The sequence below is a fragment of the Bacillus sp. ISL-7 genome, assembly GCF_018613065.1.
Window position 1 is genome coordinate 17,154 of sequence record NZ_JAGGQW010000014.1, and the last position, 19,704, is coordinate 36,857.

18 protein-coding genes and 1 pseudogene are annotated in these 19,704 nt (G+C 40.9%); 17 read left to right on the plus strand and 2 right to left on the minus strand.

All coding sequences use genetic code 11. The annotated features are described in order from the left end of the window. The first annotated feature begins 38 nt into the window (after nucleotides 1–38). From J7E66_RS03455 to J7E66_RS03530, 16 genes and pseudogenes are all read left to right on the plus strand, one after another. Entirely contained in the window at nucleotides 39–1,088 is a 1,050-nt protein-coding gene (locus tag J7E66_RS03455) for a DUF3048 domain-containing protein (protein WP_214998102.1), read from the plus strand. Nucleotides 1,089–1,114: 26 nt separating this feature from the next. Further along, a complete protein-coding gene (locus J7E66_RS03460; RefSeq protein ID WP_214998043.1) occupies nucleotides 1,115–1,429 on the plus strand; it encodes a YerC/YecD family TrpR-related protein in 315 nt (104 codons plus the stop codon). 150 nt (nucleotides 1,430–1,579) lie between these two features. Then, the gene (gene pcrB / locus J7E66_RS03465; RefSeq protein WP_214998044.1) at nucleotides 1,580–2,275 is read left to right on the plus strand and encodes a heptaprenylglyceryl phosphate synthase; all 696 of its coding nucleotides are present in this window, start codon (nucleotides 1,580–1,582) and stop codon (nucleotides 2,273–2,275) included. Nucleotides 2,276–2,332: 57 nt separating this feature from the next. Beyond that, nucleotides 2,333–4,600 (plus strand): DNA helicase PcrA, encoded by a 2,268-nt coding sequence (pcrA, locus tag J7E66_RS03470; protein ID WP_214998045.1) that lies wholly within the window; start codon nucleotides 2,333–2,335, stop codon nucleotides 4,598–4,600. Nucleotides 4,601–4,676: 76 nt separating this feature from the next. Then, complete coding sequence (gene ligA / locus J7E66_RS03475; protein WP_214998046.1) at nucleotides 4,677–6,686, plus strand: NAD-dependent DNA ligase LigA; 2,010 nt, start codon at nucleotides 4,677–4,679, stop codon at nucleotides 6,684–6,686. A gap of 13 nt (nucleotides 6,687–6,699) precedes the next feature. Next, the gene (locus J7E66_RS03480; protein WP_214998047.1) at nucleotides 6,700–7,872 is read left to right on the plus strand and encodes a CamS family sex pheromone protein; all 1,173 of its coding nucleotides are present in this window, start codon (nucleotides 6,700–6,702) and stop codon (nucleotides 7,870–7,872) included. A 120-nt stretch (nucleotides 7,873–7,992) separates the two neighbouring features. Further along, entirely contained in the window at nucleotides 7,993–9,540 is a 1,548-nt protein-coding gene (gene pruA / locus J7E66_RS03485; protein ID WP_214998048.1) for an L-glutamate gamma-semialdehyde dehydrogenase, read from the plus strand. Between the two features lie 267 nt (nucleotides 9,541–9,807). After that, entirely contained in the window at nucleotides 9,808–10,035 is a 228-nt protein-coding gene (locus J7E66_RS03490; protein ID WP_214998049.1) for a hypothetical protein, read from the plus strand. Between the two features lie 23 nt (nucleotides 10,036–10,058). Continuing rightward, nucleotides 10,059–11,045, plus strand: a complete 987-nt coding sequence (locus J7E66_RS03495) for a hypothetical protein (RefSeq protein ID WP_214998050.1) — start codon at nucleotides 10,059–10,061, stop codon at nucleotides 11,043–11,045. Nucleotides 11,046–11,343: 298 nt separating this feature from the next. Beyond that, nucleotides 11,344–11,511, plus strand: a pseudogene (locus J7E66_RS03500) ((2Fe-2S)-binding protein); the annotation flags it as partial. A 59-nt stretch (nucleotides 11,512–11,570) separates the two neighbouring features. After that, nucleotides 11,571–11,768: a nitrite reductase (NAD(P)H) small subunit gene (locus J7E66_RS03505; RefSeq protein ID WP_308162453.1), complete on the plus strand. Its 198-nt coding sequence runs from the start codon at nucleotides 11,571–11,573 to the stop codon at nucleotides 11,766–11,768. A gap of 27 nt (nucleotides 11,769–11,795) precedes the next feature. Then, a complete protein-coding gene (gene cobA, locus J7E66_RS03510; protein ID WP_214998051.1) occupies nucleotides 11,796–13,244 on the plus strand; it encodes a uroporphyrinogen-III C-methyltransferase in 1,449 nt (482 codons plus the stop codon). A 3-nt stretch (nucleotides 13,245–13,247) separates the two neighbouring features. Next, a complete protein-coding gene (locus tag J7E66_RS03515) occupies nucleotides 13,248–13,880 on the plus strand; it encodes an NAD(P)-binding protein (RefSeq protein WP_214998052.1) in 633 nt (210 codons plus the stop codon). Nucleotides 13,881–14,068: 188 nt separating this feature from the next. Further along, complete coding sequence (gene aceB / locus J7E66_RS03520; protein WP_214998053.1) at nucleotides 14,069–15,661, plus strand: malate synthase A; 1,593 nt, start codon at nucleotides 14,069–14,071, stop codon at nucleotides 15,659–15,661. A gap of 46 nt (nucleotides 15,662–15,707) precedes the next feature. Further along, on the plus strand, nucleotides 15,708–16,991 hold the full coding sequence (gene aceA, locus J7E66_RS03525; RefSeq protein ID WP_214998054.1) for an isocitrate lyase: 1,284 nt from the start codon (nucleotides 15,708–15,710) through the stop codon (nucleotides 16,989–16,991). A gap of 309 nt (nucleotides 16,992–17,300) precedes the next feature. Continuing rightward, entirely contained in the window at nucleotides 17,301–17,735 is a 435-nt protein-coding gene (locus J7E66_RS03530; protein ID WP_214998055.1) for a YueI family protein, read from the plus strand. 199 nt (nucleotides 17,736–17,934) lie between these two features. On the opposite strand, the gene J7E66_RS03535 is transcribed toward J7E66_RS03530, so the two are convergent. Then, nucleotides 17,935–18,387 (minus strand): OsmC family protein, encoded by a 453-nt coding sequence (locus J7E66_RS03535; RefSeq protein WP_214998056.1) that lies wholly within the window; start codon nucleotides 18,385–18,387, stop codon nucleotides 17,935–17,937. 88 nt (nucleotides 18,388–18,475) lie between these two features. On the opposite strand from J7E66_RS03535, the gene J7E66_RS03540 reads away from it, so the two are divergent. Then, the gene (locus J7E66_RS03540; RefSeq protein WP_214998057.1) at nucleotides 18,476–18,970 is read left to right on the plus strand and encodes a VanZ family protein; all 495 of its coding nucleotides are present in this window, start codon (nucleotides 18,476–18,478) and stop codon (nucleotides 18,968–18,970) included. A gap of 113 nt (nucleotides 18,971–19,083) precedes the next feature. Here J7E66_RS03540 and J7E66_RS03545 read toward each other — a convergent pair whose 3' ends face one another. Further along, nucleotides 19,084–19,665 carry a lysozyme family protein gene (locus J7E66_RS03545; RefSeq protein WP_251032738.1) on the minus strand — a complete coding sequence of 194 codons (582 nt, stop codon included), beginning with the start codon at nucleotides 19,663–19,665 and terminating at the stop codon, nucleotides 19,084–19,086. Nucleotides 19,666–19,704 lie beyond the last annotated feature (39 nt).

The following is a 19,704-nucleotide window of genomic DNA, read 5'->3' on the forward strand; positions in this document are numbered from 1 at the left end:
TTTTTTTATTGAAAGTAAATAGGGGTGTGTTCATGAAAATGAAAAAATGGGTTGTTTTCGTGATGGCTTTCCTGTTACTACTTTCTGGGTGTAGTGATAAGGAAAAGGTTATGGAAACAGTAAAGAAGGAAAAACCTGTAACTCAAACAGAGAATAAACCAGAAGAGAAACAAGTTGACCCGTATTCTTATCCATTAACAGGGATTGGCTCTGAAACTAGCACAGATGGAAGAGCGGTAGCTGTAATGATTAATAATCACCCAAAAGCAAGACCCCAATCGGGCCTGAACAAGGCAGATATCGTCTATGAAATTCTAGCAGAGGGTGATATCACTCGCTTCCTGGCAGTATTTCAAAGTGAAAAGCCGACAAATATTGGTCCGGTAAGGAGTGCAAGGGACTATTATATATACTTGGCAAAAGGACTTAATGCTCTTTATATTGCCCATGGCTATAGCCCGGAAGCAAAGAAACTCCTAAATGGTAACTATATTGATAATTTAAATGGGATGGTCTATGATGGTACACTATTTAAACGCTCTAAAACCCGAAAAGCACCCCATAACTCCTATATTACGTATGAAAACATTTTAAAAGGTGCTAAGCAGAAGAAATACTCAATGGAAAAAAGTCCAGCACCATTTAAATTTTTCACAAAAGAAGAAAGTAAAAATATTACGGGTAAGGATGCTAAATCTGTAAAGATTACTTATTCTAAGAGTGGAATTTCCAATTCAGTCTTTAAATTTGACGATACGATCGGTAAATATATTCGTTTTTCAGGCAACGAGCAAACCATTGATTTAGATACAAAAGAGCCTGTTTTGTTGGATAATATTTTTATTATCGAAGCTGAGCATCAGTTTATCGATTCCTATGGGCGCCGAGATATCGATTTTAAGTCTGGCGGAAAAGCCTATTTGCTTCAAAAGGGTAAGGTCAACCAAGTGGAGTGGATGAATAAGAACGGTGAAATTGTTCCAGTCAAAAATGGTGAAGAGGTTCCACTCGTCCAAGGAAAAACATGGGTCAATGTTGTACCTACCAAACCTGGTCTTCAGAATATTGCCACGTTTGATGTAAACTAAATAGACATTTTAAAGGGGTAAACAATATGCAAATTAATAAATTACGGGGTAAGGAGCTTGATCAATTGTTTCAAGCCGTTCTTTCCTTAAATGATCTTGAAGAGTGCTATCGCTTTTTTGACGATTTATGCACAATTAATGAAATTCAATCATTAGCACAGCGTCTGGATGTAGCAAGAATGCTACGCGAAGGGAATACGTATCACAAAATTGAAACGGAAACCGGAGCGAGCACAGCCACCATTTCACGGGTGAAACGCTGCTTGAACTATGGAAACGATACGTATGAAATGGTCCTTGAACGAGTTAAGGGCGAAAAGACTGCAACTGAACAAGAATAAACAAACCGGAGAAATTGCTCTTCGGTTTTTCTTTTTCACCTTTAAAATTGGTTATGATTTCTATATTTAGATTTAGTGTTTTCTTTTTTTATCGAATCGGCTAGTGCTATAATGGTGAAATGGAATTAATGATATGGGAGGATCTTTTTGATGTATGATTTTCGCGAGTGGCGGCATGTGTTTAAACTCGACCCAAATAAAGAAATAGCGGAAGACCGTTTAGAAAAAATCTGTGAATCAGGAACCGATGCCATTATCGTAGGTGGGTCAGATGGGATTACATTAGAAAAAGTCCTCGATTTGATGGCAAGAATTCGTAGGTTTTCGGTCCCATGTGTCCTTGAAGTATCAACGATTGAGACGGTTACACCAGGATTCGACCTTTATTTTATTCCAACCATTTTAAATAGCAGCGATACCAAATGGATTACGGGACTTCACCACCAAGCGGTTAAGGAATTTGGTGAAATCATGGATTGGGAAGAAATTATCATGGAAGGCTATTGCATTTTAAACGAGGACTGCAAAGCTGCGAAACTGACAAATGCGAAAACAAACATAACCAATGAAGAGGTAATTGCTTACGCGGTAATGGCTGAAAAAATGTTTCAGCTACCGATTTTTTATGTAGAATATAGCGGTAAATATGGTGATGTTGAACTGGTTGCGAACGTAAAAAAGTCGCTTGAAAATACAATTCTTTTTTATGGCGGAGGAATAACAACCATTGAACATGCCTCAGAAATGGCCAAGCATGCAGATGTCATTGTGGTCGGAAACGCCATTTATGAAAATTTTGACCTTGCCTTGGAAACAGTAAAGATTGACCGATCATTGCTAAAGTAGAAAAATAGAGTTAAGATAAAAATAAGAACAAATGTTTGTAATGGTGGTGGATATTAAATGCAATATTTAACTGATAAGCTATTAAACGGACTGAATCCAGAGCAGCAAAGTGCCGTTAAGGCAACCGATGGACCGCTGTTACTAATGGCTGGTGCCGGAAGTGGTAAGACAAGAGTTCTGACACATCGAATTGGCTATTTGATTGTAGAAAAAAGAGTAAATCCTTATAATATTTTAGCGATTACGTTTACAAATAAAGCCGCACGAGAGATGAGAGATCGGATCGGAAAAATGATGGGCGGGGCTGCCGAAGAAATTTGGATTTCCACCTTTCACTCGATGTGTGTAAGGATTTTACGCAGAGATATTGACCGAATCGGCTTTAATCGTAATTTTACGATTCTTGATTCAACTGATCAGCTATCCGTGGTCAAAGGAATTCTTAAGGAAAAAAATATTGATCCGAAGAAATTTGATCCACGTGCTATATTAGGAGCCATCAGCTCAGCGAAAAATGAGTTAATCGAACCTGACGAATATAAGAAAACAGGTGGAGGCTATTTTGAAGACGTCGTAGGTAATGTCTACGAAGAATACCAGAAGCGATTACGAAAGAATCAAGCACTGGACTTTGATGATCTCATTATGCTGACGATTCAATTATTTAGACGGGTTCCTGATGTCCTCGAATATTATCAGCGCAAATTTCAATATATTCATGTCGATGAGTATCAGGATACGAACAAAGCACAGTATCTGTTAGTAAAGTTACTTGCAAGTCGTTTCAAGAATTTATGCGTGGTAGGGGATTCTGACCAATCCATTTATCGATGGCGCGGAGCGGATATCGCAAATATCCTTTCGTTTGAAAAAGACTATCCGAACGCAACCGTTATTTTACTAGAGCAAAACTATCGTTCAACAAAAAGGATTCTTCTAGCTGCCAATAAGGTCATCCAAAACAATCTAAACCGTAAAGCGAAGAACCTATGGACCGAAAACCCTGAAGGCAACAAACTTGTTTATTACCGTGCGGATAGTGAGCAGGGGGAAGCACAATTCGTTGCTGGAAAAATTAAAGAATTAACCCGTAATCATCAGAACAAATTAACCGACATTGCCATCCTTTATCGCACGAACGCTCAGTCCCGTGTCATGGAGGAAGTACTTCTAAAATCGAATATCGAATACTCAATCGTCGGCGGAACAAAGTTCTATGACAGGAAAGAAATTAAGGATATGTTAGCTTATTTACGCCTAATCTCCAATCCTGATGATGATATTAGCTTACGCCGTGTCATCAATGTTCCAAAGCGAGGAATTGGGTCAAGCTCCGTCGATAAAATCGCCGATTTTGCCGACATGCATGATTTATCCCTTTTCCAAGCTCTTGAGTCAGTGGAACTATTGGGCTTGAGTCCGAAAATCACCAAAGCAGCTAGAGAATTCCGCGATTTAATCGGAAATTATACCAATATGCAAGAGTTTCTGTCTGTTACAGAACTAGTTGAAGAAGTACTGGAAAAATCCGGGTACCGTGAAATGCTCAAAGCGGAAAAATCGCTGGAAGCCCAAAGCCGTCTTGAGAACCTTGAAGAATTATTATCTGTGACGAAAAGCTTTGAAGATTCAAGTGAAGATAGGAGTCTTGTTGCCTTTTTAACTGATTTGGCCCTGGTAGCTGATATTGATTCGCTTGATGACGATGGTGAAAAGGCAGATTCAATTACGCTCATGACCTTGCACTCAGCTAAAGGGCTGGAATTCCCGGTTGTCTTCTTGATTGGTATGGAAGAAGGTGTATTCCCTCATAGCCGATCTTTGATGGAAGAAGTAGAAATGGAAGAAGAGCGCCGTTTAGCCTATGTAGGAATTACTAGAGCGGAGCAAACACTGTTCCTGTCAAACGCCCAAATGAGAACATTGTTTGGGAGAACCAATATGAATCCACCTTCTCGCTTTATAAAAGAAATCCCTGAAGACCTGATCGAAGGGGTCGAACGAGCGGAGAAAAAAGTGAATTCACCATTTGGATCGACTGGAAAATCATTTGGCTCAGGACGCAGCACATCGTTCGGAACGCCGAAAACGTCATTTGGTACACCGGCTGCAGCCAGAAAACCAGTCATGCGCCCAGTTTCAGCTCCTTCTGGGGATGAGGCTGGCTGGAAGGTTGGCGATAAAGCCCAACATGGTAAATGGGGGATCGGAACCGTTGTAAGTGTAAAAGGCCAAGGGGAAGGAACGGAGTTAGATATTGCCTTTCCAAGTCCGGTTGGAATCAAACGCCTGTTAGCCAAATTTGCTCCGATTAATAAAGCGTAAATGATAGATTAACGAAAATTTTCATGAGTAGCTGGCCAGTTACTCATGAAAGTTTTCGGGTGAAAGGACTGGATTTATGGACCTTCAAAATGCAGAAAAGAGAATCACTGAAATAAGCAGCCTATTAAATCACTATGGCTATGAATACTATGTTTTAGACAAACCATCTGTACCAGATGCTGAATATGACAAATTAATGCATGAACTGTTGGAACTTGAGGAGAAATTTCCGCAATTAAAAACAGCAGATTCGCCGTCATTGAGGGTTGGCGGCACCGTGCTCGATCTGTTTGAAAAGGTAGTGCATCGTACACCGATGCTTAGTCTTGGCAATGCTTTTAACGAGCAAGATTTAAGGGATTTTGACCGTCGCATCCGTCAAGCTGTCGGGGACGATATTTCTTATGTATGCGAGTTGAAAATTGACGGCCTGGCTGTATCGTTACGATATGAGGATGGTCTATTTGCACAAGGCGCTACCCGTGGAGATGGGACCATTGGTGAAGATATTACCGCTAATATAAAAACCATCAAATCCGTCCCGCTCCGTCTCCGCGAAAATGTGTCCTTGGAGGTTCGCGGCGAAGCTTATATGCCCAAGCGCTCGTTTGAGGCCTTGAATCAAACAAGGGAAGAACGTGGCGAGGAGCTTTTTGCCAACCCTAGAAATGCAGCAGCAGGATCGCTAAGACAGCTTGATCCGAAAATTGCTGCTTCTAGAAGGCTGGATGTCTTTTTATATGGAATTGGAAATATCAGTGAAAGCAGTGGGATAGAGTCACATAGTGAAGGCCTTGATTACTTGGATCGACTCGGCTTTAAAACAAATCATGAGCGGAACAAGTGTGCATCGGTTGACGAAGTGATCGAATATGTCAATAGCTGGGTCGAAAAGCGCCCGCACCTTCCCTATGAGATTGATGGAATTGTCATTAAAGTAGATTCCTATGCCCACCAGGCAGCACTCGGAACGACAGCAAAAAGTCCGCGCTGGGCCATTGCTTACAAGTTCCCTGCAGAAGAAGTGGTCACAACTCTTTTAGATATTGAGTTAAGTGTTGGTAGAACAGGTGTGATTACCCCCACGGCCATTCTTGAGCCAGTCAAAGTAGCAGGAACAACTGTACAGCGTGCATCCTTGCATAATGAGGATTTAATCCGGGAAAAGGATATCAAGCTTGGTGACAAAGTCGTTATCAAAAAGGCAGGGGATATTATTCCAGAGGTGGTCAATGTTTTGGCTGACCAGCGGACAGGGGAAGAAGTGGAATTCCACATGCCGACTCATTGTCCCGAGTGTGAAAGTGAGCTCGTGCGTTTTGAAGGTGAAGTGGCTTTACGTTGTATTAACCCTAAATGTCCTGCACAGCTACGGGAAGGCTTAATTCATTTTGTTTCAAGGGTCGCGATGAACATCGAGGGTCTTGGGGAAAAGGTGATCAGCCAGCTTTTTGCTGAAAAATTAATTGCCGATGTTGCCGATATTTATAAGCTTACTCGTGAACAGCTTCTAGCCCTTGAAAGAATGGGTGAGAAATCAGCTACTAATCTTATTAAAGCCATTGAGATATCGAAAGATAATTCACTTGAAAAGCTTTTATTTGGACTAGGGATCCGTCATGTTGGTGCCAAAGCAGCAAAGACGTTAGCCCAACAATTTGGTACGATGGACAAACTCGCAGCGGCCACCAAGGAAGATTTAATCGCGGTTAATGAAATTGGTGATAAAATGGCGGATTCTATCGTCGCCTATTTTGAAAAAGAAGAGGCTGTGGAGTTAATCAACGAATTAGTTATTGCTGGTGTTAATATGGAATATAAGGGTTCCAGACCAGTTTCTGCAGAAAATTCCGATTCCATTTTTGCAGGAAAGACCGTTGTTCTTACAGGGAAGTTGGAACGTTTATCCAGGAATGAAGCAAAGGATAAAATCGAAGCGCTGGGCGGGAATGTGGCTGGAAGTGTCAGCAAAAAAACACACCTTGTCATTGCAGGTGTTGAGGCGGGTTCAAAACTAACCAAGGCACAAGAACTAGGAATTGAAGTGTGGGACGAGGAGAAACTCCTAGTTGAATTAAATAAATAAGAGGTGTATCGACGTGAGAAAGTTCTCATTGCTCGCTCTCTCCCTTGTCTTTTTGCTGAGTGCCTGTGCACCAAACTTTGAGAAGCAAAATGAGGTTGTGCAAACGAAGGAGAAAGTGAAAGGGAAGGCAATTATTCCAAAGTATAATATTTCGGACAGCTATTACCGGACAATTTTGCCATTTGAACCAGGGGAAGCACGCGGATTGGTTGTCAATAATATCAATACAAGATATGACTTAAACGAATTTGAAATGGGCTTAATGAGAATTGCCCAAAATTCTTTTGATACAGAAAAATATTTATTTCGTGAAGGACAGGAAATCAAAGAAGAGACAATAAGACTTTGGTTAAACCGTAAATACACGAAAGAGCAGTTCAAGGAAAAGAAAAAAGTAGATCCAACACTAAAAGATGCTGATAATATAGGGCTAAATCCTGTGGATACTGGAAGCAAGGGTGAACCGAGTTCGCCAATCTATTTAGCTCATATTTTAGAACACGACTACTTAATAAAAAATGAAAAAGGGAATGTAACACTCGGAGGTGTTACGATTGGCCTTGCCTTAAATTCAGTTTACTACTATAAACAGACATCAGACGGCGATACCCTTGAGGAAAAAGTCCCACATTCAGAAGTGATCAGTGAAGGGAAGAAAATAGCTGCAGAAGTGATAAAGCGTATGAGGAGCATAAAGTCTTTAAAGGACGTTCCAATTACGATTGCCTTGTTTGAGCAAGCAAGCAAGTCTTCCGTCGTTCCTGGTAACTTCATTACCTATTCCACTGTCGACAATGGCAGTACTACTTTAAATAGCTGGGAAAATGTAAATGAAAAGTACTTTCTTTTCCCTTCCGCAGATGCACAGGAAGAACATCGTGATGATGTCACTGCGTTTTTAAATTTTAAGCAGGATGTGGAGGAGTATTTTCCTAACTATAATGGTGTGATTGGCAGAGCCTTTTACATTGGAGACCAACTGCAGGATTTAAATATTAACATTCCAATTCAATTCTATGGAAAAACAGAAGGAATAGGTTTTACGCAGTATGTAACCGGCCTTGTCATGGAACATTTTCCTAAGTATTTGTCTGTCTCGGTAAGTGTTACATCTGTGGATGGTCCTGAAGCACTGATTGTCCGAAAGGCTAATGAAGAAGAACCTTTTGTCTATATTTATCAATAAGATCTGGCTAATGCTGGGTCTTTTTTTGTGGGACCCGACAATTATTGCGGCCTTTAAATGAAACATGTTAGAATGAACAGTGGAGTGTAAACGTTTTTAATACATAGGAGGGTTTAACAAATGGTACAACCTTACAAGCACGAACCATTTACAGATTTTACGATTGAAGAGAACCGTCAGGCCTATCTAAAGGCGTTAAAAACAGTTGAAGGTTACTTAGGTCAGGATTACGACTTAGTTATTGATGGAGAAAGAATTGCAACAGAAGATAAAATTGTTTCTTATAATCCTTCCAATAAGGAAGAAGTAATTGGCCGTGTTTCAAAAGCTAGCCAAGACCTAGCTGAAAAAGCAATGCAAGCAGCAGTCGAAGCATTTAAAACTTGGAAAAAGGTCAAACCTGAAGTCCGCGCGGATGTTTTATTTAAAGCTGCAGCCATTATTCGCCGCCGCAAGCATGAGTTTTCTGCTCTAATGACGAAAGAAGCAGGTAAGCCATGGAGAGAAGCGGATGCAGATACCGCTGAAGGAATTGATTTCCTTGAATACTATGCACGCCAAATGCTAGCACTTAAAGATGGTGTACCCGTTCAAAGCCGTCCAAATGAATTTAATCGTTATTCCTATATTCCCCTTGGTGTTGGTGTTATTATCTCGCCATGGAATTTCCCATTTGCGATCATGGCAGGAACTACAGTAGCAGCTATTGTTTCTGGTAACCCGGTTCTATTAAAACCCGCTTCAACTACTCCTGTGATTTCAGCGAAGTTTGTTGAAGTCATGGAAGAAGCAGGCCTGCCTAAAGGTGTTCTTAACTTCGTACCAGGAAGCGGTGCTGAAGTGGGCGACTATTTAGTGGACCATAAAGATACTCGCTTTATCAGCTTTACTGGTTCCCGTGATGTTGGACTTCGAATTTTCGAGCGTTCTTCGAAAGTGAACCCAGGACAAGTATGGATGAAACGTTTGATTGCTGAAATGGGCGGTAAAGATACCATTGTGGTTGATAGTGAAGCAGATCTAGAGCTTGCTGCTCAATCAATTGTTGCAGGTGCATTTGGCTTCTCAGGTCAAAAATGTTCTGCGTGTTCACGTGCAGTAATCGTAGAAAGTGTTTACGATCAAGTATTGAATCGTGTCGTTGAATTAACTAATGAGTTAACGGTTGGAGATCCAACTGAACAAGCTACGTTCATGGGTCCTGTTAACGACAATAATGCGTTCAAAAAAATCATGGAATACATTGAAATCGGCAAGCAAGAAGGCAAGTTAATGGCTGGCGGCGAAGGAGATAATTCTAAAGGTTATTTCATTAAACCAACGGTTATTGGGGATCTTGCTCCAAAAGCACGTATTATGCAGGAAGAAATTTTCGGCCCTGTTGTTGGTTTCACAAAGGCAAAGAACTTCGATGAGGCGCTTGAAATTGCGAACAACACAGAATACGGCTTAACTGGTGCAGTTATTACTACAAACCGTGCCCACATGGAACAAGCTCGTGAAGACTTCCATGTTGGAAACCTGTACTTTAACCGTTCATGTACTGGAGCCATCGTTGGTTATCAGCCATTTGGCGGCTTCAATATGTCCGGAACCGACTCCAAAGCAGGCGGTCCTGACTACTTGCTGCTTCATATGCAGGCAAAAACAACTTCAGAAATGTATTAATATAAAAGAAAAACCTCTTTCCACACGTGGAAAGAGGTTTTTTTGTAAAGAATAATAATGTAAGTCACTTTATTCGGGGGCGTAGACAAAAAAAGTTTTTTCAGGTTGAATTTTCCCCCTTACATAGAAAACTTACTTTCGATAAAATACATTACCTAATTCAACCAATGCAAGGATTTTATGTAATTTAAAAAGTTACCTATAGTAAAAATAATGATAATATAGAGAAAAGGCAGTAAGGAACTAAAAGTGTGGGGGATTGTAAAATTGATTCCATTATATCTATTTCACGTCACATCAGTCCAACATAGTGAAAATTTACTTTGGACATTTTTAATCTGTAATATTTTTGTTGTCACAGCAGGACTTACGTTTATGTATAAATTATTTCGACAGAAAAATGTTCGAGGGGCTGGAATTACGTTTGCGATTGCGTTAGCTGTGAATTATATTCTTATTGCCATCTTTGGGGATATATTTGATTTACTTGGATAAGCGCTAGAGAGGAGATGATATCGTTGAAATATTATCGTTTATGGGTACTTGCCTTTCTATTAAAATTTATTGGTTCTGCATGGGATGCTTCTTATCATTTTAAATATTTATTTGAGGAATACTCCATTCCCCATATTGTTAATACCATCGGTTTTGCTTTAGGCGCATATTTGTTAATTCAAGAGTGGCGACGTTTACATTATCTGGACCGATTTTCTAGAAACCTGATTACAATAGGCTACGTTATATTCCTAATTGGGATCCCACTAGATTTCACCTATCATATTGCGTATGGAATTGATTTAACCACATGGAGTCCAACCCATTTTATTTATTATATTGGTACAGCAATTATGATTTTTGGGGTCTGGCGCGGTTACCTTCAATATACGAGAGATATTCAACCGTCATGGTGGTCAATTCATACTTGGTTTGCCATGTATCTCCTTGAATGCTTGATGTTTCCGAATATGCAACAGGAAAATGGTGCCATTTCATATGATCAATACATTCATGGAAAATCGATTGCCTCAAAGCAAATCCTTGATCTAATCTCAGATCCTGCCTCACAGATTTTTGGCGGCATTCCGGAATGGGTCTATCCTATCTATTCAATCCTAATGGTCGCTCTCCTAACAATTCTAATCATCCGATATTGCCGCAGTTATTCCATACCTGTGATGGCGACGGCACTTTATATCCTGTTAAGGTTTGTAGGGAAAGCTATTTTTGCTGCAGTTGGTTATCCAACCTCTTATGTACCGATAACGCTTTTATTCATTCCTTTATGCTATTTATTGTTTAGAAAAAACTCCCGGTTAGCTGGTCTGGCAGGCAGTCTAGCATATTTTCTTGCCTTGTTTGCAATCCATAAAACAGGTATTCTCATCACTCCACCCTTGGTATTATGGGAACTTGCCCCTGTTGTAGTAATTGGTGTGCTTGTTCCGATGATTCATTCAATGGTAAAACTCTTTCAAATAAGGAAAACTGAAAAAAAGGTAGTTTAGAGTTAGGTAGCATGCATTTTTTGTGTGCTATTTTTTGTTGCCCAAATATACTATGACAATTATGTGAAAATGTTCACATATAGTGTTTGGATAGTGACGTACTTCACAAATTTTATCGACGCTAGCATTTACAATTTTATTATAAAGAAAACCTTACTTATCTTAATAATAACGATTTAACATATAAGGAGTGATTGATAAATGAAAAAACTAGTAATGATCGGAAATGGTATGGCAGGCCTCAGAACGGTAGAGGAAATCCTCAAAGTATCCACTGAACCATTTGAAATTACTATTTTTGGTGGCGGAAATTAAAGAAAAAGGCTTAACAAGTGTAAAAGAAGTTATGAATGTCCTGGAGTGGAATAATGAGGAAGGCTGTACCAAATGCCGTCGGGCCAACAACTACTATCTAGGTATGATTCATATGGATGAATACAAAGACTTTAAGAGTTCGATCTGGGTATACGATTAAAATCGATAATACAGAAATTGCCCTATTTAAATTAACAAGCGGAAAGGTTTATGCGACCTGAAAACCGCAGTCCCCATCCAAAAGGAGGCGTCCTTTCAGAAGGCCTTGTCAGTGGCGAGTATGTATATTGCCCCGTTTATGATTGGAAAATATCCTTAAAAGATGGTAAAGTACAGTCACCGGATGTAGGTCAAGTACGGACATTTAAGGTTGAATTAAAGGAAGATATCGTTTTTATTGTCAGATAAGAGCGAAATGGGAAGGATGGCTGCAGAATGAAAAATGGGAAAGTATTTTTAGTAGGAGCAGGACCCGGAGATGTTCGTTTAATCACCGTAAAAGGACTGGAGGCTATAAAGAAAGCCGAAGTGATTTTATATGACCGGCTTGCCAATCCCAAACTTTTAGAGTTTGCTCCAGCGGATTGTGAACTGATTTATTGCGGGAAATTACCGAACCGCCATATTTTACGCCAAGGGAATATCAACGAGCTTTTGGTTGAGAAGGCTCTTGAAGGCAAGCGGGTTGTCCGTTTAAAAGGCGGAGACCCAGGCGTGTTTGGCAGAGTTGGCGAAGAAGCGGCATCCCTGGCCGAATATCAAATTCCATTTGAAATCGTTCCTGGCATTTCATCGGGGATTGCAGCCCCCCTTTATGCAGGAATTCCTGTTACCCACCGAGAGTATGCAGAGTCATTTGCAGTCGTTACTGCCCATGACAAATCGCAAGAGGGCAAACCAGTACTTGATTGGGAAGGACTGGCTCGTGGTGTTGATACCATTGCCTTTTACATGGGAGTCGGCAATTTACCGTTTATTTGCGAAAATCTCCTTAACTATGGCAAACCAGCGTCGACCCCGGTTATTTTGATTCAATGGGGTACATTTGGCCGCCAAAAAACATTGCAAGGGACACTTGCTGATATTTCCGAGAAGGTCCTGGAGGCAAAGTTTAGCAACCCATCGATTATTTTAGTAGGGGATGTCATTTCTCTGCGTGAAAAAATCAGCTGGTTCGAGAAAATGCCGCTGTATGGACGGCAAATACTGCTTGCCCGGACGAGTGAGGGTCAAAGTGAATTAACAAAGGAATTAATGGATCAAGGAGCCGATGTGATTGAATTTCCAAAGTGGAAAAAGACGGCACTGCCTGTTGATCTGACAAAAGTAACTTCCTATGAAAAAATATTTTTTACCTCACCTGAAAGTGTAGATGAATTTTTCACAGCGGTGATGGAAAGTGGAATGGATATTCGAAAAATCCGTGCCGATTTCTTTGGCGCTTCAATGAAATCAATCAAAGTATTAAATAATCGTGGATTTATTGCTGCACATGCTGATGAATTGCATAAGACCGGAGCCTTGCTCATTGTTGGGGACGATAGCATCTTGAAAAAAGAGTATGATCAGGCAGACATCATGGTGACTAGCAGAAAAGAAATAGATCACCAGTTCATGCCTCTTTTTAAAAGAATGTTAGATGAGGCTGAAGTGAATACCATGGTATTCCCAAGCAGTGCGTCCGTTGAACCGTTTGTACAAGCGTTACGTGAATGTGACTTGAATACGGTTGAACTGTTGCAAGGGTTGCATGTGGTCAGCATGGGAAAACAAACAGCAGCTGCCGTTGGAAAAGCCGGCTTTACGTCGCATGGAATGCCTGCCAGCGCAACGAAAGAAGCCTTGGTTGAATATTTAGCGATCCGTCCTCTCGAGGAAGTGTAGAGGATGAATTCAGGCTATCCTGTAAACCTAAGGTTAGATGGTAAAACAGTTGTCATTGTTGGGGGCGGGAAAGTTGCCGAACGAAAGGTGACGGGACTGCTTGGTACGGGTGCAGAAATCGTAATCGTCAGCCCGGATGTAACGGATGAAATCCAAAGGCTTCATCGTGAGGGGAAAATTGTGTGGAAGCAAAAGTCTTTTTTTGCGAGCGACATAAAGGATGCATTCATGATTTTTGCTGCGACGAATATTCGAGAAATAAATCAGTTGATTAGAAGTTCAGCAGCACCCCATCAGCTTGTAACGATTGCAGACGATCCAGATCGCTCCAATTTCCACGTCCCAGCCCATTTTCAACGTGGCCTGTTGAGCATTGCCGTTTCAACAGGAGGTGCGAGTCCAACCCTCGCAAGCAAAATTCGGGAGCAGCTCGAGGAGCAGTTTGATGATTCTTACGAGGGCTACCTCGACTTTCTATCTTCAAAACGAAAGTGGATTCTGAAGGAAGTGGAAAATGCTTCTTTGAAGAGGAAACTATTAAAAACCATTGTAAGTTCGGAGTTCTTAACTAGTGATAATCGGGAAGATGATTTTATTAGATTATATGAAACGCTTCTTAACGAAACGGGCCAATAATGACTGCAAAAAAGGATGTCGATGACGTCCTTTTTTTTATGGACTTTTCCTTTTGAAAAATCAGAGGACAGGGAGTTTTTACCTATTTTTATAAAATTTTCTGAAAAGTAGTTCCATTTTTAAAATCAGTGTTATATAATACAAAGCGTAGATAGTTACTGTATTATAACAAAGAGGTGATGTAGTTCATGTCGACGCAAACGACAGGTATTGAAGTGGTTGGGGCAATAAAAGCCCAGTACGATGAGATTTTAACACCAGGGGCATTAAATTTTATTGAAGAGCTAGAACGAAAATTTGGCGAAAGAAGAATGGAACTGTTACAGTACAGGCAAAAACGGCAAGCTGAAATTAATGATGGGAAATTGCTAGACTTCCTTCCTGAGACAAAACATATTCGGAATGATAACTGGACCATTGCTCCGCTGCCGGATGACCTGCAAGATCGCAGGGTAGAAATTACAGGCCCGACCGATCGAAAAATGGTCATCAACGCTTTAAACTCTGGTGCAAAGGTTTTTATGGCTGATTGTGAAGACGCCACTTCACCGACATGGGAAAACATCATCGAAGGACAAATCAACTTAAGAGATGCAGTAAATCGGACGATTTCCTTTGAAAATCCTAACGGTAAAAAATATGAACTACATGAAAAAACAGCTGTTCTGTTTGTTAGACCACGCGGCCTGCATTTAGAAGAAAAACATATTTTACTAGATGGCAAGTCTATTTCAGGAAGTTTCTTCGACTTTGGGATGTACTTTTTCCATAATGTGAACCAGTTACTTGAGAGGGGAACAGGTCCATATTTTTACCTGCCGAAGCTGGAAAGTCACCTGGAGGCAAGGCTTTGGAATGATGTATTTGTATTTGCGCAAGAGAAGCTTGGGATTCCGAATGGAACCATTAAAGCGACTGTCTTACTAGAAACCATCATGGGCGCATTTGAAATGAATGAGATTTTATTTGAGCTAAAGGAACACTCTGCAGGATTGAATTGTGGAAGATGGGATTATATCTTCAGTTACTTAAAAAAGCTGCGTAACCACAAGGATGTCATTTTACCGGATCGATCACAGGTAACGATGACAGTACCATTCATGCGTTCGTATTCGTTACTAACGATTCAAACCTGTCACCGCCGGAAGGCACCGGCAATCGGAGGAATGGCAGCCCAAATTCCGATTCGTAATAATCCGGCTGCTAATGAGGAGGCTTTTGCAAAGGTCCGCGCTGATAAGGAGCGTGAAGCCCGTGATGGTCATGATGGAACATGGGTGGCACACCCAGGTCTTGTTCCGGTAGCCCTGGAAGTTTTCAACCGTGAAATGCCGATTGCAAACCAAATTCATACACTTAAGCAACAGAAAATCAGTGTGACTGCCCAAGATTTGCTTGAATCACCAGGTGGAACGATTACTGAAGAAGGCGTTCGTTTGAACATAAATGTTGGGATTCAATATGTGGCTTCCTGGCTAAGTGGAAGTGGCGCAGCCCCTATTCACAACTTAATGGAGGACGCTGCAACTGCAGAAATTTCACGCGCCCAGCTGTGGCAGTGGATTCGCCACCCTAAAGGGATGCTGAACGACGGACGGAAAGTCACTGTGGAGATGTATGAGCAATACAAGGTGGAGGAATTAGGAAAAATAAAACAGGAAATTGGGGCGCAGGCATTTGAAGGCGGCCGATTTGATGAAGCAGTTGAACTGTTTGACCGTTTGATTTTAAATGATGATTTTGCTGAATTTTTAACCCTGCCGGGATATGAGCTTATCTAGATTTTTTTATAAAAAATACTTAATAGATTAATAGGAGGAATATAAAATGACAAATTCAAGAGTAGCACAATTACAAGAAAGCTGGGAAATGGATAGCCGTTGGAAAGGGATTACAAGACCATACACTGCCGAGGATGTTATCAAGCTACGCGGATCCATTGATATTGAGCATACGTTGGCTCGAAAAGGGTCTGAAAAGCTTTGGAAGCTATTAAATGAGGAAGACTATGTAAATGCCCTTGGTGCATTAACAGGAAATCAAGCAGTCCAACAAGTAAAAGCAGGGTTAAAAGCGATCTACTTAAGCGGCTGGCAGGTAGCAGCTGATGCGAATCTGTCCGGACATATGTACCCTGACCAAAGCTTATACCCAGCAAATAGTGTACCAAGTGTTGTCAAAAGGATTAATCAAGCGCTTCAACGTGCAGACCAGATTACCCATTCAGAGGGCGACAACTCAATTGATTGGTTTACTCCAATTATCGCTGATGCCGAAGCCGGTTTTGGCGGCCAATTAAACTGTTTCGAACTAATGAAAGGCATGATTGAAGCTGGTGCTTCAGGTGTCCACTTTGAAGATCAGCTTTCTTCCGAGAAAAAGTGTGGCCATTTAGGGGGTAAAGTATTGCTGCCAACCCAAACGGCGGTTCGCAACTTGATTGCCGCTCGTTTAGCTGCTGACGTTATGGGTGTTCCTACGTTACTAGTTGCTCGTACCGATGCAAACGCGGCTGATTTAATTACAAGTGATATCGATATGAATGATGCACCTTTTATTACTGGTGAACGTACTGGAGAAGGATTCTATCGTGTTAAGGCGGGGATTGACCAGGCGATTGCTCGCGGTCTAGCATATGCACCCTATGCAGATCTTGTTTGGTGTGAAACCTCTGAACCGAATCTCGAGGAAGCAAGACAATTTGCAGAAGCGATCCATGAGCAATTCCCAGGCAAGTTGCTCGCATACAACTGTTCGCCATCTTTCAACTGGAAAAAGAAATTGGATCAAGAAACAATTGCGAAATTCCAAGTCGAACTTGGAAAAATGGGCTACAAGTTCCAATTCGTTACTCTTGCTGGCTTCCACGCCCTAAACCATGGCATGTTCGAACTTGCTCGCGGCTATAAAGTGCGCGGCATGGCAGCTTACTCCGAATTGCAGCAAGCGGAATTCGACAGCGAGCAATACGGCTACACAGCCACACGTCACCAGCGTGAGGTTGGTACAGGTTACTTTGACCAAGTATCTATGGTCATTACCGGTGGAACATCATCAACAACCGCATTAAAAGGTTCGACTGAGGCAGAACAATTTACAGGGAAAAACTAGGTATCAGCAGGGCGCGAATCCTTCTCTCCTATTGGAGGGAGGGATTTTTTGATGGTGGGTATATAACTGGCGGATAAGGTGGGATTACTGTCGGATAAGGTGGGATTACTGTCCTATGGGATGGGTTTACTGGCGGATAAGGTGAGTTTACTGTCGTTTGGAATGAGTTTACCCTCAGATAAGGCAAGATTACTCTCGAATAACTAATTCCTTCAGCCCACAAACTTACTTCTCCAGCACTTTTTGGAACGGAACGTTTTTTAGGGTATTATCATAGATAATAATAGCCTTTATATGGAGTTGATTGAGTTGAAAAAGACAACCGTTGACGAGGTCTTACAGCAAGGTATCTATGGACCACTTGAAACAAAACCAGATGAGCGGCGGAAATTCTTAGGAACTTTGAGAGAGCGGATTGTGTTGGCTCTTACGAAAAGCCAAGTAGGAGAATCAACAGTATATCCCCAAGTGGAGCAGCATATGAAGAAAAAGCCCCAGTCCCATCTTTTCTTAAATGGAAACATGAACTACGAGGTCCTTTCCAAATATGTAAAGCTGGCCACAAAATATAAGATTGAACATACTATTGTGACCAATAAAGAGCACGACACGGAAATCGGCTTGGTGTTAGCCATGGATCATGCAATTGATAAGGAAGATATCTATATAACCAAGAAGGTACCTGCCAAGCTGCAGGAAGTTAAAAAGAGCAAGGGCTTTTTTTCAAAAATCTTTAAAAAATAAGCAGATGTGATTTCAGAGAACATACGCCTTTAACACCGGAAATCATCAAGCCAGAGACCAAACCTGTCCATATGGGAGGTTCATAAGGACAAAAATCATCAAGCCAGAGCCCAAACTGTCCTTATGAGAAGATCATAAGGACAAATACCTCATGCAAAACCTTCAACTGTCTTTAAGACACTCTAAACTCCTCTGATTTTCACCCAACTGCCAATTCCACTATAGCTTGCAGTTCGATTTCAACATTTCCCTGAATGGCGCGACTGATCATGCAAGAAGTCTCCGCTTTTTTTGCGAGTCTCTTAGCCATCGCCACTTCTTTTTCGGTTGCACCTGGTTTCAAGACTATATGTGGTCGATGAATAATCTTTTTGTATGTAAAAACCCCTTTGGTGACATCCACAATTCCTTCAGACTCCATCATTAGAGTCTCCTTCTGCAAATGGCTACGTTCCATCATCGCTGCAAGTGTGATAATATAGCACGTCGCGGCAGCCCCAAGCAGCATCTCATCTGGATTAGTGCCGACACCCGGCCCATCCATTCCTGGTGGGATGGAGACCTTTGTTATTAAATTCCCTGTCTCAATCTCTCCAACATCATTCCGTAATCCCGGCCAGTTCGCCTTTAAATGAAAAATATGTTCAGTCATTCTAAATTCCTCCAATTTGAGTTTTGCTCCCACGTAATTTTGAAAATATGGTATTGTTATTTAGATATGTAAAAATGGAGCAGTGATAATGAAAATTATTTTTAAAATTACCCTTTGCCTAATTCTTTGTTTATATTTAGCGATTCTTTCAAAATTAATTTTGTTTAAATATATCCCGTTAACCGAGATTATTAATCATTTTAACTTTACCTATGATGAATACCACTGGCGGTCGAATAATTTCGTCCCCTTTAAAACCATTAAATTTTATCTGTTTTTAGCAGATATCAATCTAAGTATTCGAATTGAGAACTTAGCAGGGAATGTCATCGGTTTTATGCCGTTCGGATTTATCTTACCATTGCTGGCAAAAAAGTTTCAAAAAATCAGCGCTGTCACCTTTTCTACCTTTAGCTTAAGTCTAACGTTCGAACTGTTGCAGCTCGTATTTGAATTTGGCAGTTTTGATGTGGACGACTTAATTTTAAATACGGCTGGTGGAATTCTTGGTTATCTGCCTATTAAGTTCGTTTTTCTGATCACCCATTTGAAAAAGAAAAACATAAAAACAACGCAATTTTAGGGGGCAGTTTCAAAGTAAATAAAAACCACCGATGAATCTTCAAAAAGATCCACTGGTGGTTTTTTCAGTGCCGTTTACAGGAACGGTATCTGCTAACAATTGGATATTATTCGTTACCTTTGTGCTATAGGTAAAATCACCATAACAGTATGGATAGCGGAAATTATCTTTATTGCGCCACATGTATAAATGGTTGGCTTTTCTTTTACCCGCTGCAATGAGAATTCCTTCGCCAATGCTTCACTATGTTTTCCGCCGTGTTGCGCCACAAAGTCAATGTAACCAATTCCCATGTTGTAGGACTGGATAATAGTCTGAAAATCGACCTTTTTCTGATTCCCATAAGTAAGAACGCGCTGAAAATGTTTAACCCCAACCTGAATACTTTTTTTCGGATCTGTAATTGTATTTCTTGCCAAACCAGCCGATTCCGACGATTGCATAGGATCCCCGCCTTTGCCGCGGCTTTCCTGCTGCATTAAGGCTACTAGTACTGTCGTATGAGTTTCGAGATTATATTTTGCTAATTCATCATGTATTAAGGGACGATATTTTATTACATCAGCAAATGGATCAGATTTTTCAAGTTGAAGGGAACCTGGTTGTTGAAAATAATTTTGAAACATGGCCAATCCACAAAAAAGCATAAAAAGCATCAAAAAGAGTTTATATTTCTTCCGTCTTCGTTTTTTCATTCAGAAGCCCTCCCATCCATGACCATTATAAGGGAAGAT